This is a genomic window from Photobacterium leiognathi, from assembly GCF_030685535.1.
Taxonomy (GTDB): Bacteria; Pseudomonadota; Gammaproteobacteria; order Enterobacterales; family Vibrionaceae; genus Photobacterium; species Photobacterium leiognathi.
The window spans coordinates 176618-200611 of the sequence record NZ_CP131601.1; the positions used below are offsets into that span (position 1 = coordinate 176618).

The window sequence follows — 23994 nt, forward strand, 5'->3', positions numbered from 1 at the left end:
TAGAATACATTAAGTAGCAGAGGGTGACGTGAAGCAATGTCAACAACACCAGCTTTGGCAAGCGATCAAGCAGGAAGCACGCGAGCAGTCAGAGCATGAACCTATGCTGGCGAGTTTTTATCACGCCACCATTATTAAGCATGATGATTTAGCCTCTGCATTGAGTTATATCTTAGCCAATAAATTAGCCACGCCATCAATGCCTGCGATGGCAGTACGAGAAGTGATTGAAGAAGCTTTTGCCAGTGATTGCAATATTGTTGAAGCGGCTTCTTGTGATATTCGTGCTGTCGTTGAGCGCGATCCGGCGATTGAAATGTATTCTATTCCACTGCTGTATTTAAAAGGTTGCCATGCGCTACAGGGCTACCGTGTTGCAAACTGGTTGTGGAAACAAGATCGAAAAGCATTAGCTGTGTATCTACAAAACCAAATCTCAGTGGCGTGTCAGGTGGATGTGCATCCGGCAGCGAAAATCGGTCGAGGGATAATGTTTGACCATGCAACGGGAATTGTGATTGGCGAAACTGCCGTGGTTGAAAACGACGTCTCGATTTTGCAAGACGTGACGCTAGGTGGTACAGGTAAAGAAGGCGGCGACCGTCACCCGAAAATTCGTGAAGGTGTGATGATTGGTGCTGGTGCGAAAGTGCTAGGTAATATTGAAGTGGGCGAAGGGGCGAAAATTGGTTCTTGCTCTGTGGTATTAAACCCAGTGCCTGCGCATACCACTGTTGCAGGTATTCCAGCAAAAGTGGTGGGTCGACCAAGTACTGATAAGCCATCAATGGATATGGATCAGCAATTTAATGGCTCATCCCAAACCTTCACACAAGGTGATGGTATTTAACTATATTGTTTGAAACACAAGATTTGAAAACGGCGATCATTTGATCGCCGTTTTTGTTTTTATACCGCGCCGTTAAAGCCCATTTGGCGCCATGCTTCAAATGAGATGATCGCCACTGCATTTGATAAGTTAAGGCTACGGCTATCAGGTTGCATTGGAATACGTAAGCGCTGTTCAAGCGGAAGACTGGCAATGAACTCAGCAGGCAAGCCACGGGTTTCAGGGCCAAATAGCAGCACATCACCTTGTTCGAACTTTGCGTTAGTATGGAAGTTGGTAGTTTTTGTCGTACAAGCAAAAATACGACGGCCTTGCATTGCTTCCATGAAAGCGGCGAAGTCTTTATGGCGATGGACATGGGCTAAATCATGGTAGTCCAATCCTGCACGACGCACTTTCTTTTCATCAAGATCAAAACCTAGTGGCTCAATTAAGTGCAAGTTTGCGCCACAGTTGGCACTTAGACGAATAATATTGCCAGTATTTGGGGCAATTTCTGGTTCATATAACGCAATATCAAACATAGCTCATCGCTTCATTAACGCAAAAGATAGTGCATTGTGACAAGCACTGCCTGAACAAGCAAACTGAGAATAATAAAGGTTATTGTTAATAACGATAAAATTAATTGTTGTGATTTTTGTATTGCTATTAGGCATACTCGGCAACCTTTTTTTGCTTATGTGTAATTTACCTTGCTTGCTATGAAAAATCTGACTATTGCTGAATACAAGTTTTTCTTTGTCCGCTTTACGTTGATCTTTTTATTGTTGTTGACGGTGTTTATGTCGATTTTTTACTTCGACTCACAATCTGATCTCGAACGACGTAAAAGCAATATTCAAGTGCAGCAAAAAGCGCTACTGGTAGGTAAGAAAAACTATATTCAAGTGGTAATAGGCTCAGTGGTGAGAGAAACCGCGCTGCTTTCAGATATTGCGATCAACCATGAAATATTTCGGGTGATGGCATTAGAAAATAAGGCAGAAAAGGCGTTATTACTTGCCCGTTTTTCAGAAGCATTAAAGTCGGTTAGTCAACGAAAAGAGATCTACGATCAAATGCGTTATCTCGATTTAGAGGGCAATGAAGTCGTTCGCGTCAATTTTAATGATGGGCGAGCTTTGATTGTGCAGCCGAATGGATTGCAGCAGAAAAGGCATCGCTATTATTTTAAAGAAGCAGCTAAATTGCAGCATAAGGGTATTTACATCTCGCCACTGGATTTAAATATTGAACATGGTGCTATCGAAGTGCCTTATAAACCGATGATCCGTTTATCTGCCCCGGTGTTTGATAAAAAGGGGAATAAACAAGGGATTGTGATCATCAACTATTTAGCCAAGTACTTAATGGAAGGGCTAGGTTTATTCAATCTTAATGGCGGCACTAACTATATGTTAGTCAACAGTGACGGGTATTTTCTGTACAACAATTTACACCCTGAAAAAGAATTTGCCTTTATGTTTACTGATAAAAAGGATCAAACGATTTATCAGCAGTTTCCTGAGCTGGAAGTTCAAATCCAAGCAATGCAGTCGGGGCAAATAGAGACATCGAAAGGTGTGATGACCATAGAATCTGTGGGTGCTGTTGGGCGGGTTAACCCTTACTGTTTTCAGGAATACCATGTAACGGAAAACAATTCGACGGCGTGGAAGCTGATTTCTTTTGTTGCTTTTGATAAGCGCGGCGATTTCATTAAGGCGATCGAACATCATCAAACCTTGGTTTATATCGCGATTATTTTGAGTTTGGTTTTATCTTATTGGTTTGCTCGTTATCAGTTAAAGGAGCATATCAATAATCAACGGATCAATGTACTAGCGCATCATGATGGTTTAACTGGGCTTGTTAATCGCATGGCCTTTGTAAACCAAGCCAATTTGATGCTTGAAAGCTTTATGCATGATGAAAAATCAGCGTGTTTACTCTATATCGATTTAGATGATTTTAAGCCAATCAATGATCAATATGGTCATGCGACTGGAGATAAGGTGCTGATACACATGGCATCGATAATGCGTAAAGTGTTTGGTAAACAGGCATTGTTAGCGCGTTTAGGTGGAGATGAATTTGCGGTGTTGCTATCTTCAGCGAAACATTTAGAAAGCCCCGAGCAATATGCGGCTTCGTTGCAACAACTGTTAGGTTGCCCCTTTGAAGTTGCACCTGATACATATATTCATATCCACTCAAGCATTGGTGGGTGTTGCTTTAATGGTGAAATCACACTTGAAGAATTGATGCACCAAGCTGATATGGCAATGTATCAGGCGAAACGTAAAGGCAAAAATCAAACCTGTTTTATCTAACTTAACGACATAACGGCAGCGTAATCGTGATATTTAATCCGCCTAGCGAGCTTTGTTTTGCCTCAATGGTACCGCGATGTTGGCGGATAGCGCTTTCTGTAATTGCAAGCCCTAACCCTGTACCGCCACTATCACGATCGCGGGCAGTGGAAACGCGATAAAAGGGGCGGAAAATATCGTCTAATTCGGCTTCAGGCACTCCCTCGCCATTATCGTCAATGGTAATGGTGAGCAGGTGTTGCTGGACTGAAAAATTGAGCTCAATGACGTCATTGCCATATTTGATCGCGTTACGAATAACGTTCTCAAGGGCACTGATCAATAGATTAGGATTACCAGTGATAGACCAATCTTGCAGCGTGTTATAACGCAACGTTTTATGGCATTGCTCGGCTTCAAATTTCGCATCTTCTAGCATTTCATACCATAACGTATGGCAATCAAGTTGCTCGTTTTGTTGATGGCTATTTACCTGCATACGCGAGAGCTCTAATAACTCACCAATCATGGTTTCTAGTCGTTCTGCTTCGGTATCGATCCGGCTTAATTCTTTACTGCTCCCTTGCTTGCGTTGGGCGAGCGCTGTTGCCATGCGTAAACGAGTAAGAGGAGAGCGTAGTTCATGGGAGATATCAGACAGTAAACGCTGCTGTCCACTGATCATGGTATTTAATGCCCCAACCATTTGATTAAAGCTCGCACCAGCTTGTTTGAATTCGCGAGGTCCGGTTTCTAGGTTAGGATCGGCGGTAAATTCCCCTTGTGCGACACGCTCTGCGGCATCTTGTAACTGTCTGGCAGGGCGCGTTACAGCCCAAGCAAGCCACAACAAAAATGGAGTACTGACTAGCATGGTAACCAGCAGCAGTTTAAAGGGTTTATCTAATATTTGAATGATAAACGGCGGTGCTCCTCGCCACACGGTGCCGTTATACATATAGATATCACCGTTAGGAGTGTTGACAGCAAAAGGACCTGCTATCATCCAGCGACCGTAAAGGCGCTGTTTAGGTGACGCAGGGTTATCCGACACCGTAATAAAGTTACGCAGTGCTTTAGTATGTTTTTGTGGTGCGATGATATCGCCATCAATCGTAGTGAAGTAGATTTGATCATCATGGCTGTCTCGACGCTTGGTTAAGCGGCGGATTTTCTGATCAAAAGACAAGCGTTTAAAATTATCATGACGTGGATAGGTGAGCGCTTGAGAAACATTGGTGGCGGTGCTTTCTAACCGTTTTAAGTGTGGCTCGGGGATCGCTTGTCCGGTACGGGGGTCGAGTTGAAATAACAGTACAATCGTTACTACGACCACAAATAACGTGAACCAAAAGATAGCAAAGATACGGCCGTATAGACTGGTGATCCCTGGAAATTTCATTAGGCTTCCTCTACCAATAAGTAACCTTTACCACGTAGTGTTTTGATCCTCGGTTTGCCGTCTAGACGCTCTGGAAGTTTCTTACGAATGTTAGAAACATGCATATCGATAGCGCGATCAAACTGGGCTAAGCGTTTCCCGAGCACTTCTAAGCTTAAGGTTTCTTTAGCGACAATTTGCCCTGGGTGTTGAACAAAATAGCTCAGTAGCGCAAGTTCTGTACCTGTCATCTCAATAGCTTGATCATGGCAAAACACTTCTTGTCGACCGGGATAAATCACAATGTCTTGGTAGGTTAACTTATCCGCTTTGTTGGCTGCTTTATCATTATTACCTTGGGTGCGACGCAGTACTGCACGCATTCGCGCCAGTAGCTCACGATCACTGAATGGTTTAGGCAGATAATCATCAGCACCTAGCTCTAACCCTAGTACGCGATCAATTTCATCCCCTTTGGCGGTGAGCATCATTACAGGGGTAGTGTGGGATTCTCGTAGGCGGCGGAGCATTTCTGTTCCGTTCATCACTGGCATCATTACATCAAGCAAAATGAGATCGATGCTGCTATCAACCTTTTCTAATCCTTGTTGGCCATTATTGGCTTCAACCACGTCAAAGCCTTCTAACTCTAAGATATCTTTTAATAATGCGGTGAGTTCAACGTCATCATCGACCAGTAAAATTTTCGCCATGTGTCATCCTATGAGAGATAGAAATGCTGATTAGATAATGAGGCTAGTATCGCTAATGTCAGCCTTAACGCCAAGTTTCCCTGTAATAGCTTTACTTAGCTTTACGTTTACTCGACAGCGCTTTACTTGCTAGCCGTTATTATTACTACCAAGCAAACGGCATAGCTTGCCGCCCCCTAATAACTGGAGAGATAAGCATGAAGATGTTCAAGAAAACAATGATGATGGCGATTGCAGTACCAATGGTATTAGGTTCAATGTCAGCATTTGCAGCCCCAAATTCACATGGTATGAAAGGGCATCATGGTGAGCGTAGTCTTTTTAAACAGTTAGAGCTAACCGATGCACAAAAGTCTGAAATGAAAGCGCTGCGTGAGCACAATCGTGAAACGATGAAAGCAGAACGTTTAACTAACCGCAGTGAAATGCAGGCAGATCATAAAGCACTAGAAAAATTAGTATTGGCGGATAATTTTGATGAGCAAGCAGTACGTCAACTGGTTGAGCGTATGTCTGAGAAACAGGCAGAGCACCGTGTTGAGCGATTAAAGCAACGTCACCAAATGCTGAATATCTTAACCCCTGCACAAAAAGTGAAATTTGCTGAATTAAAACAACAGCAAGCAGAGAAACACTTTATGAAGCTTGAGAAAAAAGCGCAGTGAGTATTTGATGTAAATATATAAAATAAAAAAGCCATAACATCTGTTATGGCTTTTTTTGATTTTCAGCATAAGTGATCATGCTTTCATAAAAAAATCATCACGACGATCGTATTTTCTCGTAGGTTTTGTTATTAATTGTCACCATAAAACGGCTATACTGCGTGATATTGAACACAGCATAGGCATTTGGATCAGCAAGTACACGAATAAAAACGGACTGATAATGTAGTAATGTCAGTTGAGAATGAAAGAGATAACGTTAGTTTCTGTGTAAAAATAAGCTTGTTGGAATCCTAGTCTGGCGTGATATGAATCAACAAAATTTTTTATCGAAATTGTAATACTCCTATATAAGTAGGAAAGTTTCAGTTTTTACACGTACAGCCTATCGCGCTGTAATATCGAGTAGGGGAACCTCGGTATATCGTGTCGGATTTGATTTTTCAATTCCCAAAGTCAGAGGGTAACCATGATTAAGAAGATTGGTGTTTTGACCAGTGGTGGTGACGCACCTGGTATGAATGCAGCGGTTCGCGGCGTAGTTCGTGCAGCGTTGACTGAAGGTCTAGAAGTTTACGGTATTTATGATGGCTACCAAGGTCTTTATAACAACTGTATCGAAAAGCTAGATCGTAAAAGTGTATCTGATGTGATCAACAAAGGTGGTACATTCCTAGGCTCTGCGCGTTTTCCTGAATTCCGTGAAGTGGAAGTTCGTGAAAAAGCGATTGAGAACCTAAAACTGCACGGCATTGACGCGTTAGTAGTAATTGGTGGTGACGGCTCGTACATGGGTGCGAAGAAGTTAACTGAGATGGGTTATCCATGTATCGGTCTTCCTGGCACTATCGATAATGACGTTGCAGGTACTGATTACACTATCGGTTACATGACAGCAATGAACACAGTTATCGATGCAATTGACCGTTTACGTGATACATCATCTTCACACCAACGTATTTCTATCGTAGAAGTGATGGGGCGCCACTGTGGTGATCTAACGCTAATGTCTGCGATTGCTGGTGGTTGTGAGTACATCATCACGCCTGAAACTGGCCTAGATAAAGAAAAACTACTTAAGCATATCCACGAAGGTATTGCTAAAGGTAAGAAACACGCAATTATCGCGATTACTGAGCTGATGACTGACGTGAATGAACTCGCTAAGTACATTGAAAAAGAAACAGGTCGTGAGACTCGTGCAACAGTACTTGGTCACATTCAACGTGGTGGTCAACCAACAGCATTTGACCGCGTGTTAGCATCTCGCATGGGTGCATACGCAGTCGATCTTCTTCAGCAAGGTGAAGGTGGTCGTTGTGTGGGTATTCAGTGTGAAAAGCTGGTTCACCACGATATCATTGATGCAATTGAAAATATGCGTCGTCCAGTACGTAACGATCTATACGAACTTGCTGAGAAGCTATTCTAATAGACTACTTACTGTGTGATGAAAGAAAAGGTCGATGATTATCGGCCTTTTTTATTGTCTGAATATTGGTAAAGGATAGGATTTATTTGGCGGTAAAAACAAAAAGGCCACCCGTAGGTGACCTCTTAGGCTAATCAAAAAGAATGATTAGTTTTTCGCTTCAGCTGCTGCTTTAGCGATAGCTGCGAAGCTTTCAGCATCAAGTGCTGCGCCACCAACTAGAGCACCGTCGATGTCTGGTTGTGCGAAGTATGCAGCTGCGTTTTCAGGCTTAACAGAACCGCCGTATTGGATAACAACGTTCTTAGCTACTTCTTCACTCTTCTCAGCGATGTGAGCACGGATAGCAGCGTGGATGCGTTGTGCATCGTCAGCAGTTGCTGCTTTACCAGTACCGATAGCCCAGATTGGTTCGTAAGCGATGATTGCACCGTTTAGTGCTTCAACACCTTGAGTGTTGATAACAGCGTCGATTTGACGAGCACATACAGCAACAGTTTCGCCTGCTTCGTTTTGTGCTTCTGACTCACCGATACATAGTACAGGTGTTAGGCCGTTTTCTTTTAGGAATGCGAATTTCTTAGCTACGAACTCGTCTGATTCGTTGTGGTATTCACGACGCTCAGAGTGACCGATGATGATGTGGCTAGCACCGAATTCTTTAAGCATTGCAGGAGATATATCACCTGTGAATGCACCGTTGTTGTGTAGATCAACGTTTTGTGAGCCTAGGATGATTTTGCTGTTAGCTTTGCTTAGTAGCTGCTCTGCTAGATCCAAGTACATTACTGGTGGAGCGATTGCTACATCAACACCTTCAACACCGTTAAGTGCTGCATCAAGACCTTTGATAAGGCCAGAGACCATTTCCTTGCTACCGTTTAGCTTCCAGTTACCCATAACCACAGGATGGCGCATAGCTTTTCTCCAAATTTAAATGATGTAATTAACTTAACTTGATTTAGTAAAAATATACCAAGAATGGTTCATTTTTACTGTCCAAAATCATTAATGAGCTCGGTTGTACCTTTTTCAAGGCAAAAAGTGAACTCATAATTTCAAATTATTTCAAAATATAGTTAATTTCTTGCGAGAGGCGCTTTAAAGAGAGCTTTTATCTGCATTATCTAATTGTTTTGGATGGGAAGAGATAGGGGTGATCACTGCGTTTTCTTGGGCGCTAGGTTGTTGGAGGGTTTGGGCGAAACGGGCAAGTTGGCGTTGCAATTCATCACGAAGCAGCATGGTGGTATGGAGTGGGTTTTTACCACGGCTGATGATTAAGTCGATGTGACTTTGTTGCGCTTTAAGCCGCGGCTGCATACCGCTATTGGCTTGATTAATGGTTTCTTCAATTAATTGTTGGCGTAGTTGTTCAAACTTTTCTGGATCGTCTTGTGCCAGTTTTGCCATTACATCAAAATCAGGTAACGTCTCCATAATCAACTCCAATAATGCAACTACTTTCATTATATAAGAGGATCGTATGGTGTGTGTCTTAGGGCTGAGATTGATAAGAGATAAGTACACATTTCATGTGTAAATATCTCCTATCTGATACAGATTTAGATCGATAATTTATTACCAGTAATGCTCCATAGTAATTTGCCCTGGTTTACGGCGTAAGTTCTTTATAAACCCTCGCGCTTCGAGTACTTGCTTGGTGTCTCTTACCATTTCGGGATTACCACAGATCATAATTTGGCTCTGCTCTGGTTGTAATGTCAGGCCGACGTGGCGTTCAAGTTGCCCATCAGCAATGGCTTGAGGAATGCGTCCGGTTAAACACAGAGGTGAAGGCTCTCGGCTAACAAAAGGCTGCACAATAAGCTGATCACCGTATTGTTGTTTGAGTTGAGTGATTTCTGCTTGATAGCTGAGATCGGCAGCAAAGCGTACTGCATGAATGAGTACTATTTTGCGAAAACGATGCCAGACATCGCCTTGGCGTAGAATCGATAGATAAGGGCCAATTGCAGTACCAGTTGCCAGTAACCAAAGGTGATCTCCTTGTGGTACTTCATCTAAGGTAAAGAAGCCATTGGCACGGGCAGAGATAAATACGGTATCGCCAGCGGTTAATGCATGTAATCGCGGTGAGAGTAGCCCTTCGCTTACCCGAGTGGCATAAATATCTATTACTGGCTGTTGAGGAGGGTTAACAAACGAATAGGCCCGTTGGATCATTTGCCCATCAATTTCTAAACCGAGCTTGGTAAATTGCCCGGCTTTGAAGGGTTCAATGTTTGCCTGTAGTGACAAACTGAATAAGTCATTATTCCAATGGCGATTTGCAATAACTTGAGCAGGAATCCAATCAGCCATAATGGCCTCCTAATTCGATAATGTTATTCGATAAGTGCAGCGCCGTTGACCTGAGATAATATGCTCTTGACGTTCGATACTGACGTCATCTCCCAATAAACGTTGAAAGACAGTCAGCTCTGATTGGCATAATGTAGGGCAATGCTGTGCTGCTCGACAAATAGGACAGTGGTTCTCAACTAAGGTGTAGCCATTTTCGGTGGTGATAAGCTCTGCCATATACCCGTCTTGAGCACGTAATTGGGCAAGGCGTGCAAGCTTGTCGTCGAGGTTTTCACACGACGATAGTGCTTGTTGATAATGTAAATAGGTCTGTTGTTCGCGTTTTGCTATTACTTGATCAAGACAGGCTTTACCAAACAGATCTTCCACTGACTCTAACATATGTACGGCTAAATCATGGTGGCGATCAGCAAAGCGTCGATGCCCTTTCTCTGTTAGCTGCCAGTGTCTGGTTGGACGACCGACTTTGACTTTTACATCGGTAAAATCCACTAACCCATCTTCTTCTAAACCTTGTAAATGCTGGCGGATACCCATGGTGGTGAGCTCAAACTTTTCAGCAAGCACTTTGGCTGTGACAGGTCCTTCACTTTTTAGGTGATAGAGAATTTTTTCGATGGTTTTCATAGCTACCTACATACTTATCTTTCTAGATATTATGGGATCAGCTTATTAAATAAAGCAATCACTTTACAATTCTAATGATTGGTGAGGATTTTGCTTCTTAGCATTGAGATAAGAGGGAGAAAAAGCGTACCGAAGTACGCTTTTTAACAGAATAAAGAAGTGCGATTAGATAATGTGAGGCTTCACAACATCATCCTTACGATCGAGGTAGTGTGTCGATTTAATGCGACGGATAGTACGGCATTGACCTCGGATCAGCAGGGTTTCTGTGGTTGCGATATTGCCTTGACGGTGAATGCCTTCAAGTAAATCGCCTTTGGTAATACCTGTTCCTGCGAAAATTACATTATCGCTTTTTGCCATGTCTTCGATACGAAGTAGGGTACGAGGTTCGATCCCCATTTCATGGCAGCGACGAATCTCCATTTCACCCAATTGACGGTTTTCTTCACTGTCACCTTTTACTTCATGACGAGGTAGCAGACGTGCTTGCATATCACCACCAAGGGCACGGATAGCAGCCGCTGATACGACACCTTCTGGTGCGCCACCAATACAGTACATCACGTCAACTTCGCTATCAGGCATACACGTTAAGATTGATGCTGCAACATCGCCATCAGGTACAGCAAAAACGCGAACGCCCATGTCTTGCATTTGTTTGATAACATCATCGTGGCGAGGTTTCGCAAGAGTGATCACTACAAGATCTTGCAGTGATTTACCTAGAGCTTGAGCAATGGTTGTTAAGTTATCAGCCAATGGTTTATCAAGATCAATTACGCCTTTAGCACAAGGGCCGACAACTAACTTTTCCATGTACATGTCTGGGGCTTTTAGAAAGCTCCCTTTTTCACCTGCAGCCAGTACCGCAAGTGCATTGTTTTGACCCATTGCCGTCATGCGAGTGCCTTCAATAGGGTCGACTGCAATATCGACTTCGTCACCGCCAAAACCGACTTTTTCACCAATGTAGAGCATTGGCGCTTCATCAATCTCACCTTCACCAATTACGATTTCACCACTGATCTCTGTTTGGTTGAGAAGGATGCGCATTACTTCAACGGCTGCGTTGTCTGCAGCGTTTTTATCACCACGGCCCAGCCATTTGTAGCCAGCAAGAGCAGCGCCTTCCGTAACACGTGAGAATGCCATTGCTAAATCGCGTTTCATGAGAACTCCAGATATAAAATCGAGTAGGTAATTAAACTGGGCGGATTTTACCACAAGCGGTAGTGAAACGATTGCGCAAAATACATCAAGCTTAGTTTCAATGATCTTAGTGGCATTTAAACAAGAAAGCCGACACGGAAGTATCGGCTTGGTGGTAAGGGGTTAATCAATGTTGGTTTCTTCATCGAGTGCCCAGCCTTTGGCACACTCTACCGCGCGTTGCCAACCACGGTAACGGCGCTGACGTTTTGCCTCATCTTGGCAAGGAATAAATTGGCGATCGAGTTGAGCTTTATGCTGCAATTCATCAATGCTTTGCCAAAAGCCAATCGCAAGTCCTGCAAGGTAAGCTGCGCCTAATGCTGTTACCTCGGTGACTATTGGGCGATGGACTTCGGTAGCAAGAATATCGGCTTGGAATTGCATTAAGAAGTTATTCGCGACTGCGCCACCGTCAACGTATAGGGCATCAAGCGCAATATTCGAGTCTGCTTGCATGGCATCTAAAACATCACGGGTTTGATAAGCAATGCTTTCCAATGTGGCGCGAATGATATGGTTAGCATTGACGCCTCGGGTTAAACCGACAATGGTGCCACGAGCATAAGGATCCCAATAAGGCGCACCTAAACAGGTAAAGGCTGGCACAATGTAAACCCCATTGGCAGAGCCGACTTTAAGCGCTAAGGCTTCTGATTCACTGGCATCATGCAGCAGTTTCATCTCATCGCGTAACCACTGAATGGAGGCGCCGCCCATAAATACTGCACCTTCTAAGGCGTAAGCGACATCACCTTTCGGGCCACAGGCTAAAGTGGTAAGCAAACCGTGCTCTGAGCTGATTTTTTCTTCTGCGGTATTCATCAATAAAAAGCAGCCTGTACCGTAGGTATTTTTGGCCTGACCGGGAGAAACACAGATTTGTCCAAACAGTGCGGCTTGTTGATCGCCTGCGATACCAGCAATGGGAATACGTGTGCCACCTTTACCACCGATATTGGTTTTACCGTAGACTTCTGATGATGGTTTCACTTTCGGCATCATCGATAGCGGGATATTTAAAGTGTCGAGTAAATGTAGATCCCACTCAAGGCTATTGATATTAAATAGCATGGTGCGTGACGCATTGGTGTAATCGGTAACATGGACACGGCCTTGGGTCATTTTCCAAATTAGCCAAGTATCAACAGTACCAAATAGAAGATTACCCGCTTCTGCTTGTTCACGCGCCCCTGTAACGTTATCAAGGATCCATTTGATTTTGGTACCTGAGAAGTAAGGGTCGATCACAAGTCCGGTATTGTCTTGTACGTAATCTTCTAGCCCTTGCTCTTTTAGCTCTTCGCAGATCTCTGCTGTTCGGCGGCATTGCCACACAATGGCGTTATAAACGGGTTTGCCGGTTTTCTTATTCCAGACAATGGTGGTTTCACGTTGGTTGGTGATACCAATGGCTGCCACCTGATCAGTTTGGATCCCCGCGTGGGCTAACGCTTCGGTCATGGTGGAGTATTGTGTCGCATAAATTTCCAGAGGATCGTGCTCAACCCAACCTGCCTTAGGGTAGATTTGGCTAAATTCTCGCTGTGATGAACAAATGATATTTGCATCATGATCCAGTACCACCGTTCGTGAGCTGGTGGTGCCTTGATCCAGTGCAATAATATACTTTCGTTCAGCCGTCATGGTGGGATCCTTGCTGTTTATTCTTGTTATCGCTAACTATAAAGATAGCTTTATTTTTAAAGCGTTACGCGTTTATCAACAATCGCGAATGTTTAGAAGATGAGGATTTTAAATCATTCTGACAGAGGAGCGTAAGCGGAAAGCGAACAATTGTCGCAGAGCTATGATGATAAAAATCGCGTGATTAGTGAGATTGGGTCTAAACAGGGTGCACAAATTACGATATAAATAGAGTGCAGGATATTTGATGACACGATGACGTGCTCATTAGTCATTTTTTGACAGGTAATAAGGCAAGAAAAGGCAAGGTAACCCATTAAAAAATGAACTTCTCACTTTATTTGGTTGTCTGAGTGGACGAATATGTCGGTCCACTTTGCAAAAATCATATCAGACTTGTGTGATTTTCATCCGTTTGCCCAAAAGCATTAGAATTGTGGATGCCAGATACTCGTTGCCTCGCTAGAATAGGCAAGAATGAATTTAACCCGCTCGTAGGCACTTAATGATTAACGCTGCATACGGGCTTAGATCAGGTAAACAATATGTCTCTTGAAATGTTAGAACAACTAGAAGCCAAAGTTCAGATGGCAATTGATACAATTTCTATCCTACAAATGGAAATTGACGAGCTAAAAGAAAAGAATGAAAACCTAGCGATGGAAGCACAAGAGCTACGTAACGGTCGCCAAGGTCTAGCTGAAGAAAATGACAAACTACGTAACGATCACAATGCATGGCAAGAGCGTGTTCGCACACTGCTTGGCAAAATGGAACACGTAGAATAATACTGATTTCAGTTTATCTGTTTCGGTTTTCGGCTTGGTATGTTGTTTTCAGGAACGACAACATACCGGGCCGTAATTTTATCTTGCGGTTGATCTTCGGTTAGTCGATATCTAATGGCTCTGGCGAAAGAATAACGCCAGTATTATCAGCATAGATATGATCTTCAGGTAAGAAGGTCACGCCACCAAAGTTCACAGCAACATCCACTTCACCAATATCACGTTGATCTGCACCAACAGGGATAGAAGCTAAGGCTTGGATACCTAAATCTAACTCATCAAGCTCATCCACATGGCGAACGCAGCCATAGACAATCAAGCCTTCCCATTCATTTTCTTGTGCAAGATGGGCTAAATCAATATCGATTAACGCACGGCGTAGCGAACCGCCACCATCGACTAATAACACACGACCAGCACCCGGTTGCTCTAATACTTCACGGATAACCCCGTTATCTTCAAAGCATTTTACCGTAGTAATTTGTCCGCCAAAGGAGCTGCGGCCACCGTAAGAGCTGAACATTGGTTCAACGACATCAACTTGTTCGAGATAGATATCACACAGTTCAGAAGTATTGTATTCCATAAGCGGGCTTCTTATTTGACGAAGGAAATGAATGAAAATTAGCAAGGCTCATCAGTATTACATAACACGTTGAGCCTTGATGAAATTATAACCACTTGATCTGTCATTGCAATTCGCAACAATGAATTATGACAAGATGATCCCGATAGCAAACAATAAATTAGTGAGCAGGGCACATTTGACCATGGTTGCCATCATAGGTCGAAGCTCAGCACCGTCTTTTGAGAGGTAAACGGCTTTACCGTGTTTATAAAGCAATGGCACGCTCAGTACAAACAGCCAGCCAAACAATGACTTGGTTTCGAAAAGCGCAAAAAGTGTCAAACAAACAATACTCGCGGATAATAGAAATAGGTGATATTTACGACCCCATTCCGGTCCCATACGTACGACTAACGTTTGCTTGCCACAAGCGCGGTCATTATCAATATCACGTAGATTATTAATGTTTAAAACGCCAACAGCCAATAAACCACAAGCGGTAGTCGGTAGCATGATCACTGAATCAATACTGCCTGCTTGTAAGTAATAAGTACCCGCAACGCCAAGCCAACCAAAGAAGATCAACACAGATAAATCGCCTAAACCACGGTATCCGTAAGGCTTATTCCCCACGGTATAAGCGATAGATGCGATGATGGCGAGTACGCCTAATAGCATGAAGCCAATGATGTCGTGAGGATTATTACAGGCGATAAAAATCAGTGATAAACCACTGATGGCTGTAAAAATGATATTGACGATCATAGCGTTACGCATGGCTTGTGGGGTAACTAAACCTGACTGGATAGCGCGCTGAGGTCCTAAACGGTCATCGTTATCTGTACCTTTCACCGCATCGCCATAATCGTTGGCGAGGTTAGAAAGGATTTGCAGCAAAAGGGCGGTTAATAAAGCGAGCGCTGCAACTAGAGCAGAAAAACTTCCATGCCATCCTGCCACCGCGCTACCGCACACAATCGATGCGATGGCTAGAGGCAAGGTTTTTGGTCTTGCAGCATCTAACCAAACTGCGAGTGAAGAAGATGATTTCATAATCTATATACTTAAATAATGAGTGGATTGCTATTATGGCTAAAATTCTACAGTGCGCAAATTTATCCTATGAATAGTCATTTTAGAATAAAAAAACGGTGCAGCAGGGCACCGTTTTTTGTATCGTCATGGCGGTTTTGTTAAAGAATAAAACGGCTTAGATCTTCATCTTGTACGAACTCGCCAAGACGCTCTTTCACGTATGCTGCATCAATCGTGAATTTCTCCCCTGATTTCTCGCTCGCATCGTAAGAGATCTCTTCCATTAGACGCTCCATCACAGTGTGAAGACGACGAGCACCAATGTTCTCTGTACGCTCATTCACCTGCCATGCAGCATCGGCTAGGCTATCGATACCATCAGTTGAGAATTCAATTTCAACGGATTCTGTTGCCATTAATGCTTTATACTGCTCAGTTAGAGAGGCATTTGGCTCAGTTAGAATGCGTTTGAAGTCGTTGCTGGTTAGCGCTTCTAATTCAACACGAATAGGAAGACGGCCTTGAAGCTCTGGGATCAAGTCAGATGGTTTAGCGACTTGGAATGCACCTGATGCCACAAATAGAATGTGGTCAGTTTTAACCATGCCGTGCTTGGTTGACACTGTGCTGCCTTCTACTAATGGTAGTAGGTCACGTTGTACACCTTCACGAGAAACATCTGGGCCTGAAGATTCGCCACGCTTACAGATCTTATCAATCTCATCGATAAATACGATGCCGTTGTTTTCAACCGAATGGATTGCTTGCTCTTTTAGCTCTTCTTGGTTAACCAGTTTTGCCGCTTCTTCTTCAGTTGCTGCTTTTAGCGCATCTTTGATCTTCATCTTGCGCTTTTTAGTGGTATTGCCTGCTAAGTTTTGGAACATGCCCTGCAGCTGGTTGGTCATTTCTTCCATACCAGGAGGCGCCATGATCTCTACACCCATTTGTGGGGCAGCAATATCCATTTCAATTTCTTTATCGTCTAGCTTACCTTCACGTAATTTCTTACGGAAAGATTGACGAGTAGAAGATTCGCTTTCGCTGGCTTCATTTTGACCCCAAGCATCGCGTGCTGGTGGTAGTAGCACATCAAGAATACGCTCTTCTGCTAACTCTTCAGCGCGGAAACGTACTTTTTCCGTCGCTTGCTGATGGGTCATTTTTACAGCCACATCCGTTAAGTCACGGATGATGGTTTCAACTTCTTTACCAACATAACCCACTTCGGTGAATTTTGTTGCTTCTACTTTAATGAAAGGTGCATTTGCAAGTTTTGCTAAACGGCGAGCAATTTCAGTTTTACCCACACAGGTTGGACCAATCATTAGAATGTTTTTTGGTGTGACTTCTACACGCAACTCTTCTGGAAGTTGCATGCGACGCCAGCGGTTACGTAGTGCAATAGCAACAGCACGCTTCGCTTTGTCTTGACCGATGATGTGACGGTCTAACTCATGGACGATTTCGCGAGGAGTCATCTCAGACATTACAACTTCCTTACTTAGTTTCTAGTTCTTCAATGGTGTGATTGTGGTTAGTGAACACACAAATATCACCAGCAATATTTAGGGCTTTTTCTGCGATTTCACGGGCACCTAGATCTGTATTTTCTAGTAGTGCAGTGGCTGCTGCTTGGGCGAAGTTACCACCAGAGCCAATCGCAATCAGATCGTGTTCAGGCTGAACCACATCACCGTTACCTGTGATAATTAAAGAGCAGGTTTCATCAGCAACAGCAAGCAGTGCTTCTAGCTTACGTAGGGCGCGGTCAGTACGCCAATCTTTCGCAAGCTCTACAGCTGATTTAAGAAGATGACCTTGGTGCATCTCAAGCTTACGCTCAAAACGCTCGAATAATGTAAATGCATCAGCGGTACCGCCAGCAAAACCTGCCAGTACTTTATTGTTATATAGACGGCGAACTTTACGTGCGTTGCCTTTCATTACTGTATTACCAAGTGAAACTTGGCCGTCACCAGCAATCACGACTTTTCCGTTTCGACGTACAGATACAATAGTTGTCACGGGGTAAACCTCTCTGGTTCTGCGCAAGCATAGCCGGTATCGTTAATGTTAAAAGATCTGGGGATGACGGAAGGGCTTTTCAAGTATTAACTGTGAATTGGTCATGATTATTACGTGAGAAACACACAAAAAAAGGACGTACCTAAGCACGTCCTTCTAGTGATGAGAGAGAAACTAGCGCGTTATTCCCAATGCCAAATACCGCAAGGGGAGACACCGCTACTTTGTAGCTTCGCTTTGTCTTTTTCAGCACTGCTCTTTTGAGAGTAAGGGCCTAATACCACACGGTACCAAGTGCCTTTTGCATCATTGCTGACTTTTAGCTGGCTGTTTAGGCCTTGGAATGCAATTTGTGCTTTACGCTCATCTGCTTGAGACTTTTTACGGTAAGCGCCACATTGCAACACGTAACGTACAGTCGATACAGGCTCAGCTTTTTTCTCAGCAGCCTTTTTCTCGACAACTTTTTCTGCGGGTTTCTGTGCAGATTCTGTTTTCTTAGCCGGAGTAGGCTTATGTTCAGGCTCTTTTTTAACAGGTTGAACACGTTGGTTCTCTAAGTCGTCCGGAACGATAACTTTTTTGTTTTCCAGCTCATTAATGTAGCGCCATTTCTCTTCCGGTTTTGGCGGTAACACTTCTTTTTGCACTGGTTTTTTCACTTCATCGACAGGTTGTGGTTTCACAATTGTCGGAATGTCATCTTTAGGTGCTGGTTTCTCAGGAACATCAGTACCAGATAGGAAGAATAAACCAGAGATCAGTCCAAACACTAAAACAACAGCGGTAACGGCCCATTTGGTAGGAAAACCAGAAGGCGCTGGGGCTTTTTTACGACTAGGACTACTTTTCTTATTTGCAGGTTTCGGCGAGCGTCCGCGTTTTACATAATCTTTAGTGACCACGATGATAGACAAATACGTTGAGAGAAGGATAAGCCTCTATGTTACAAATTTGGAATGATACTGACTAGTTTTTATCACTAATAAAGCAAGGGTTAAGGTCAAGAGCGTGCAAAAACTGTGAACTTATGGTTATTTCATAAGCTCACAGTCCTTTTTACTACTAGCGTGATGGTGGCGCTGCACTTTCACGGATCACTAACTTGGCATCAAGCAAACGAGATCCCGCTTGAACTTCTTTGCCTTTGAGTACTTCAAGCAGCATTAGCATGGCTTGGCGACCGATTTCGTAACGAGGCTGAGAAACGGTAGTTAATGGTGGATCGCAGTATTCTGCAAATTGGATATCATCAAAGCCAACGATAGAGATATCTTGCGGTACACGCAGACCTAAACGTTTTGCTTGTTGCATGGCACCAATAGCCATCACATCGGAATGACAGAACAGGGCGGTTGGTGGCTCAGGCAGTGATAATAGCGCCGTTACCGCACGGGCACCTGCAGCAAAGGTAAAGTCACCTTTGACGGTATAAGCCGGATTTAGGGTAATGCCGCCACGACGTAAGGCTTGTTGATAGCCTTGATGACGAAATTGAGATAATGGTGCTTGATCGGGACCAGTAATTTGCGCGATACGCTTATGACCCATTTGAGTCAGATAATTAACCGCTTCAAAGGCTGCGGTGAGGTTATCAATATGGATAGTCGGCAATTCAAGCTCTGGCGCATATTCACATGCCATCACTAATGGTGGCAGGTTCTTCTGCTCTGGCTTACTGACATCGAAAGGTAGATCGGTACCGAGCAGTAGCATGCCATCAGCTTGTTTGGTGAAAACGAGATTCACGAATGAATTTTCACGTTTTTTCTGTTGACCACTATCACCAAGTAATACTAAGTAACCATACTCCATTGCAGCTTCTTCAATACCGCGAATAATTTCAGTGAAGTAAGGGTCACAAATGTCTGGAACGATAGTTACGATAGTTTTTGACTCGTTGCGACGTAAATTACGCGCGAGTGAGTTTGGTGAATAGCCAGCTTCCATGACAGCCTGCTCAACCTTTTTACGGGTTGATGCAGATACTTTTTCCGGGTTCATCAATGCACGGGAAACCGTTGCAGTTGAGACACAAGCTAGCTGGGCAACATCCTTCATTGTCGCCATATTGCTTTCCTCTTTTTTTATCTATATCTCTCTTATTTGTGCGGCTGGTTATTCGATGTCAAAGGGACAATGATGAGTACCAGCTAAGCAGTAACTGACTGAAATCAGTCAATACTATTCATATTGTAGAATGTATGAATAGGATTAAACATGCTCCAATTAGCATTAATTACATTCGCTATGTGAGCCTCGTCGCATTGTTGGTTTTAAGTTAAATCCTGAGGCTCAACATCAATCGACCAACGTACCTTTTTTGCTAACGGTAACAATTGGATAGCAGGCTTCGCAATACTTAAAATTTGCTGTAATGCTTTGCGATTTGGAGTTTGTAAAATCAATTGCCAACGATAACGACCAGCACGGCGAGCCAGTGGTGCAGGGTTAGGGCCTAAAACGCAGCAGTCCTGATCGTAGACTGGGCTAGATTCAAAGATCCCACGAATTTGCTGTAATAACTGGCATACGGTGTCGCTGTCATTGGCTTCTGCTCGTACTAACACTAGATGAGTGTAAGGAGGCAGCATGGCTTGTTTGCGCTCGGTTAATGCTGCTTGCGAGAACACGCCATAGCCTTTATGCAGTAGTGATTGTAAAAGCAGATGATCAGGGTGGTGAGTTTGTAATAACACTTCACCGGGTTTGCTTGCACGTCCGGCACGTCCCGCCACTTGAATAAAGAGCTGTGCTAAACGCTCAGAAGCACGAAAATCATTACTGAACAGTGCACTATCAACATCAATTAAAGCGACCAATGTGACATTTGGAAAGTGGTGACCTTTTGCCAGCATCTGAGTGCCGATCAGAATTTGGTATTCGTTATTTTTAATCGCTTCAAGGTAGTTCTCTAAAGCACCTTTACGACGTGTGCTATCGCGATCAATACGTACAGTTTTGTATTCAGGAAATAATGTTGCTAATTGATTTTCAAGCTGCTCAGTACCGACACCGACGGGTAATAATTGTGTCGAACCACATTGCTCACATTGCGGCATGATAGGGCGCTGTGTTGCACAGTGGTGACAGCGCAATTCCCCCGATTGTTGATGCAGAGTGTAGTAAGCATCACAACGAGTACATTCGGCGATCCAGCCACATTCGTGACACATCATCGCAGGCGAGAAACCCCTGCGATTGAGAAATAACATCACTTGATTACCTGCGTTCAAGTGCTTTCGCATTTCAGCAATCAGTGGTGCAGACAATCCCGCATCAAGGTATAAGCCTTTGACATCGATGACACCATGACGCGCCAGTTGGGCATTGCCCGCACGCTTAGTCAGGTGTAAATGGTGGTATTTGTCGGTTTTCGCATTATGTAAAGTTTCCAGCGCTGGCGTTGCAGAGCCTAATACAACTGGAATATTTTCTTTGTTGGCACGCATCACGGCTAAATCGCGAGCATGGTAACGCAGGCTATCTTGTTGCTTGTAAGAGGGGTCATGCTCTTCATCGACAATGATGATGCCCAAATTAGCAAACGGCGTGAATAACGCTGAGCGAGTACCGATGATGATCCCCGCTTGGTTATCACGACCAGCGAGCCATGCTGCCATACGCTCGCTGTCGTTTAGTCCTGAGTGTACCGTCTCTAGTGGCACATTGAAGCGACGACGAAAGCGGTTAATCGTCTGTGGGGTTAAGCCGATTTCTGGCACTAGAATAAGGGCTTGTTTACCCGCTGCCAGAACGGGCTCTAATAAGTTAAGGTAGACTTCGGTTTTGCCTGAGCCTGTGACACCTTCAAGCAGATAACAACCAAAATCAGGATTACTGTTAACAGTGGCAATCGCTAAGGCTTGCTCTTCATTAAGGCGTGGTTTTTCTTCTGTTACAGCAAAATGCTGGTGCCAGTTCTTATCTTTTTGTTGCTGTTGTTGTTCGACAATCCAGCCTTTATTACTCACGGCTTTTAATGTTGCTGAGCTGACTTCTTCATTTAATAAGCTGTCATGGCTCACTGATCCATTTTGCAATAAACGCAGAAGTTGGGCTTGCTTTGGGGCACGGGTTAAACCATTAAGCGGCTGTGCTTTACCTGCTTCAGTCAGTGCCCAAAATTTTAATGTCGCTTGTGACGCTTCACGTCCTTTACGCAGCAGCGCAGGCATAGCATTAGCGAGGGTGTCACCGAGCGGGTATTGGTAGTATTGGCTTGCCCATTTAAGTAAGTCGAATAATGGCGGCATCCACAGCGGTGTTTTATCAATAACTTTTTGTACTGGTTTTAGCTGCTCGAGTGGAAAGTCGGAATGATCGGTAAGTGCAGTAACAATCCCGATTAATCGCTGGCGACCAAATGGTACCTGTACACGTCCTCCGATCACAGGCATGTCATCAGATTTAATTAGATAATCAAAGGTTTTATCTAGCGGAACAGGAAGAGCCACACGGGCGATGTTTGGGATCATAATCTACTGCAGTCATTGAGCGTGTGCTAAATAATACCAGACCGAGTGAAACTCGATAAGCCTTGTTAAGAACGAGAAGGGTAAGTTGTCTAAGATTAGAGAAGAAATACAGCGCTTAAAAGCCCTCTCTCTGTTGATCTCCGTGAGATGATTGATTATTATACGCCGCCTGATTTGTCGCATAATGTGGCAAGATATTTTTTAACGACGTGTGGTGCCCGGCTTTGGATCGGGAGAGCGACACGGCCTTAATTTTGAGGTTATCCCATGAAACAAGGTATTCACCCAGAGTACACAGCAGTAAACGCACGTTGTTCTTGTGGCAACACTTTCGTATTTAACTCTACTATGGGTAAAGACATCAACCTTGATGTATGCGACAAGTGTCACCCATTCTACACTGGTAAGCAACGTCAAGTTAGCTCTGGTGGTCGTATCGACAAATTCAACAAGCGTTTCGGTGCGCTTTCTAGCAAGTAATAATTTGCCAGATGAATTTAGAAAAAAGGGATGCGTAAGCATCCCTTTTTTTATGTCTTTAAAAAATACCCTTGGTATAACTGTGACTTAAATGTATCAATCTTGTTCTTCATGAGCTGGGAAATTGATATTTAATGGCATATTATTTAATAACAAATACGAATTACGCATGTAGTTTGCCATTATAAATGTCAGCGCTGAGGCTCAAATATCACTATGTCTGAAGACTTCCGTCAACAAGCTCTCGATTACCATTCACTTCCTGTTCCTGGGAAAATTTCTGTTGAACTGACTAAGCTTAGCCAATACGGTTGATGATCTTGCTCTGGCTTATAGTCCAGGCGTGGCTGAGCCGGTCAGAGAAATCGCCCAAGATGCTGATAACGTCTATAAGTACACAGCGAAAGGCAACATGGTTGCAGTGATCACGAACGGTACTGCGATTTTAGGTTTAGGTAATTTAGGCCCGTTGGCTTCAAAACCTGTGATGGAAGGAAAATCGCTGCTGTTTAAACGCTTTGCAGGGATTGATTCCATTGATATTGAAGTGAAACACCGCACGATTGATGAATTCGTTGATACTGTTGCCAATATTGCCGACACCTTTGGTGGTATTAACTTAGAAGATATTAAAGCGCCTGACTGTTTTGAGATCGAGCAACGCTTAATTGAGCGCTGTAATGTGCCTGTTTTTCACGATGATCAGCATGGAACAGCGATTGTAACGGCTGCTGGTATGCTTAACGCTTTAGAGCTTCAAGGCAAAGATATCGGTGAAGCTGTGATTGTTTGCTTAGGCGCAGGTGCTGCGGCAATTGCCTGTATGGAGCTACTCATTAAGTGCGGTGCGCAGCGTGAGAAAATCTACATGCTGGATCGTAAAGGGGTAATTCATACCCGTCGTGATGACATTAATGAATACAAACAGCTGTTTGCCAATAATACCGATAAGCGCACCTTAGAAGATGTGATTGCAGGCGCTGATATTTTTGTGGGTGTTTCTGGCCCTGATTTATTAGCCCCTGAAGCTTTGGCATTGATGGCTGAAAATCCTATTGTGTTTGCGTGTTCAAACCCAGATCCTGAAATTAAGCCAGCACTGGCACATCAAGTTCGCCAAGATTTAATTATGGGAACAGGGCGCTCTGATTATCCTAATCAGGTGAATAATGTTTTATGTTTTCCGTTTATTTTCCGTGGTGCATTAGATGTGCGTGCGAGCCAAATTAATGACGAAATGAAGTTGGCGGCGGTAAATGCAATTCGTGAATTAGCGAAAGAGCCAGTGCCTCAATCAGTATTGGATGCATCTGGTGTATCGCACTTAGCATTTGGTCGAGAGTACATTATTCCAAAGCCAATGGATCCGCGTTTATTACCTCGGGTTGCAAAAGCGGTGGCACAAGCGGCAATTGACTCAGGTGTTGCACGTATCGAAATGCCAATGGGCTATATGGAAGTGTAGTGC

22 protein-coding genes and 1 pseudogene are annotated in these 23994 nt (G+C 43.8%); 7 read left to right on the forward strand and 16 right to left on the reverse strand.

Translation table 11 applies throughout. The annotated features are described in order from the left end of the window. The first annotated feature begins 28 nt into the window (after positions 1-28). On the forward strand, positions 29-850 hold the full coding sequence (cysE, locus tag Q7674_RS07670; RefSeq protein ID WP_008988161.1) for a serine O-acetyltransferase: 822 nt from the start codon (positions 29-31) through the stop codon (positions 848-850). Positions 851-909: 59 nt separating this feature from the next. Here the strand turns inward: cysE and Q7674_RS07675 are convergent, their stop codons facing one another. Continuing rightward, on the reverse strand, positions 910-1374 hold the full coding sequence (locus Q7674_RS07675) for a tRNA (cytidine(34)-2'-O)-methyltransferase (RefSeq protein ID WP_008988160.1): 465 nt from the start codon (positions 1372-1374) through the stop codon (positions 910-912). 180 nt (positions 1375-1554) lie between these two features. On the opposite strand from Q7674_RS07675, the gene Q7674_RS07680 reads away from it, so the two are divergent. Then, positions 1555-3165: a sensor domain-containing diguanylate cyclase gene (locus tag Q7674_RS07680; protein ID WP_045063315.1), complete on the forward strand. Its 1611-nt coding sequence runs from the start codon at positions 1555-1557 to the stop codon at positions 3163-3165. Between the two features lies 1 nt (position 3166). On the opposite strand, the gene cpxA is transcribed toward Q7674_RS07680, so the two are convergent. Together cpxA and Q7674_RS07690 are read right to left on the reverse strand one after the other, a co-directional pair. After that, a complete protein-coding gene (cpxA, locus tag Q7674_RS07685; RefSeq protein ID WP_045063314.1) occupies positions 3167-4546 on the reverse strand; it encodes an envelope stress sensor histidine kinase CpxA in 1380 nt (459 codons plus the stop codon). After that, positions 4546-5238 carry a response regulator gene (locus Q7674_RS07690; protein ID WP_023933819.1) on the reverse strand — a complete coding sequence of 231 codons (693 nt, stop codon included), beginning with the start codon at positions 5236-5238 and terminating at the stop codon, positions 4546-4548. The genes cpxA and Q7674_RS07690 overlap by 1 nt, the downstream gene beginning before the upstream one ends. 197 nt (positions 5239-5435) lie before the next feature. Here Q7674_RS07690 and Q7674_RS07695 point away from each other — a divergent pair, with 197 nt between their 5' ends. Continuing rightward, complete coding sequence (locus tag Q7674_RS07695) at positions 5436-5903, forward strand: Spy/CpxP family protein refolding chaperone (RefSeq protein ID WP_045063312.1); 468 nt, start codon at positions 5436-5438, stop codon at positions 5901-5903. Between the two features lie 469 nt (positions 5904-6372). Then, positions 6373-7335, forward strand: coding sequence for a 6-phosphofructokinase (pfkA, locus tag Q7674_RS07700; RefSeq protein ID WP_023933815.1), 963 nt, complete (start codon positions 6373-6375; stop codon positions 7333-7335). A 147-nt stretch (positions 7336-7482) separates the two neighbouring features. Here the strand turns inward: pfkA and tpiA are convergent, their stop codons facing one another. The 6 genes from tpiA to glpK form a co-directional block, all read right to left on the reverse strand. Then, a complete protein-coding gene (gene tpiA, locus Q7674_RS07705; RefSeq protein ID WP_008988154.1) occupies positions 7483-8253 on the reverse strand; it encodes a triose-phosphate isomerase in 771 nt (256 codons plus the stop codon). A gap of 183 nt (positions 8254-8436) precedes the next feature. Further along, positions 8437-8775 (reverse strand): DUF3135 domain-containing protein, encoded by a 339-nt coding sequence (locus tag Q7674_RS07710; RefSeq protein ID WP_008988153.1) that lies wholly within the window; start codon positions 8773-8775, stop codon positions 8437-8439. 141 nt (positions 8776-8916) lie between these two features. After that, a complete protein-coding gene (locus Q7674_RS07715) occupies positions 8917-9660 on the reverse strand; it encodes an FAD-binding oxidoreductase (RefSeq protein ID WP_045063310.1) in 744 nt (247 codons plus the stop codon). A 9-nt stretch (positions 9661-9669) separates the two neighbouring features. Beyond that, on the reverse strand, positions 9670-10290 hold the full coding sequence (locus tag Q7674_RS07720) for a helix-turn-helix transcriptional regulator (RefSeq protein WP_305423461.1): 621 nt from the start codon (positions 10288-10290) through the stop codon (positions 9670-9672). Positions 10291-10455: 165 nt separating this feature from the next. Continuing rightward, a complete protein-coding gene (glpX, locus tag Q7674_RS07725) occupies positions 10456-11463 on the reverse strand; it encodes a class II fructose-bisphosphatase (RefSeq protein ID WP_305423462.1) in 1008 nt (335 codons plus the stop codon). Positions 11464-11625: 162 nt separating this feature from the next. After that, positions 11626-13149, reverse strand: coding sequence for a glycerol kinase GlpK (gene glpK / locus Q7674_RS07730; protein ID WP_305423464.1), 1524 nt, complete (start codon positions 13147-13149; stop codon positions 11626-11628). Positions 13150-13694: 545 nt separating this feature from the next. On the opposite strand from glpK, the gene zapB reads away from it, so the two are divergent. Further along, on the forward strand, positions 13695-13937 hold the full coding sequence (gene zapB, locus Q7674_RS07735) for a cell division protein ZapB (protein WP_008988148.1): 243 nt from the start codon (positions 13695-13697) through the stop codon (positions 13935-13937). Between the two features lie 100 nt (positions 13938-14037). On the opposite strand, the gene rraA is transcribed toward zapB, so the two are convergent. The 7 genes from rraA to priA all read right to left on the reverse strand — a co-directional run bounded on the left by rraA (position 14038) and on the right by priA (position 22046). Next, entirely contained in the window at positions 14038-14523 is a 486-nt protein-coding gene (gene rraA, locus Q7674_RS07740) for a ribonuclease E activity regulator RraA (RefSeq protein WP_008988147.1), read from the reverse strand. A gap of 126 nt (positions 14524-14649) precedes the next feature. Then, positions 14650-15558 carry a 1,4-dihydroxy-2-naphthoate polyprenyltransferase gene (locus Q7674_RS07745; RefSeq protein WP_305423466.1) on the reverse strand — a complete coding sequence of 303 codons (909 nt, stop codon included), beginning with the start codon at positions 15556-15558 and terminating at the stop codon, positions 14650-14652. 140 nt (positions 15559-15698) lie between these two features. Next, entirely contained in the window at positions 15699-17030 is a 1332-nt protein-coding gene (gene hslU, locus Q7674_RS07750) for an ATP-dependent protease ATPase subunit HslU (RefSeq protein ID WP_305423467.1), read from the reverse strand. A 10-nt stretch (positions 17031-17040) separates the two neighbouring features. Next, complete coding sequence (gene hslV / locus Q7674_RS07755; RefSeq protein WP_305423469.1) at positions 17041-17568, reverse strand: ATP-dependent protease subunit HslV; 528 nt, start codon at positions 17566-17568, stop codon at positions 17041-17043. Positions 17569-17750: 182 nt separating this feature from the next. Next, entirely contained in the window at positions 17751-18473 is a 723-nt protein-coding gene (locus Q7674_RS07760) for an SPOR domain-containing protein (protein ID WP_305423471.1), read from the reverse strand. Between the two features lie 160 nt (positions 18474-18633). Next, entirely contained in the window at positions 18634-19638 is a 1005-nt protein-coding gene (gene cytR / locus Q7674_RS07765) for a DNA-binding transcriptional regulator CytR (protein ID WP_305423473.1), read from the reverse strand. 206 nt (positions 19639-19844) lie between these two features. Further along, positions 19845-22046, reverse strand: coding sequence for a primosomal protein N' (priA, locus tag Q7674_RS07770; RefSeq protein WP_305423475.1), 2202 nt, complete (start codon positions 22044-22046; stop codon positions 19845-19847). Between the two features lie 267 nt (positions 22047-22313). Here priA and rpmE point away from each other — a divergent pair, with 267 nt between their 5' ends. Together rpmE and Q7674_RS07780 are read left to right on the forward strand one after the other, a co-directional pair. Further along, positions 22314-22526: a 50S ribosomal protein L31 gene (rpmE, locus tag Q7674_RS07775; protein ID WP_008988141.1), complete on the forward strand. Its 213-nt coding sequence runs from the start codon at positions 22314-22316 to the stop codon at positions 22524-22526. A 216-nt stretch (positions 22527-22742) separates the two neighbouring features. Next, a pseudogene (locus tag Q7674_RS07780) lies at positions 22743-23991 on the forward strand (malic enzyme-like NAD(P)-binding protein). Positions 23992-23994 lie beyond the last annotated feature (3 nt).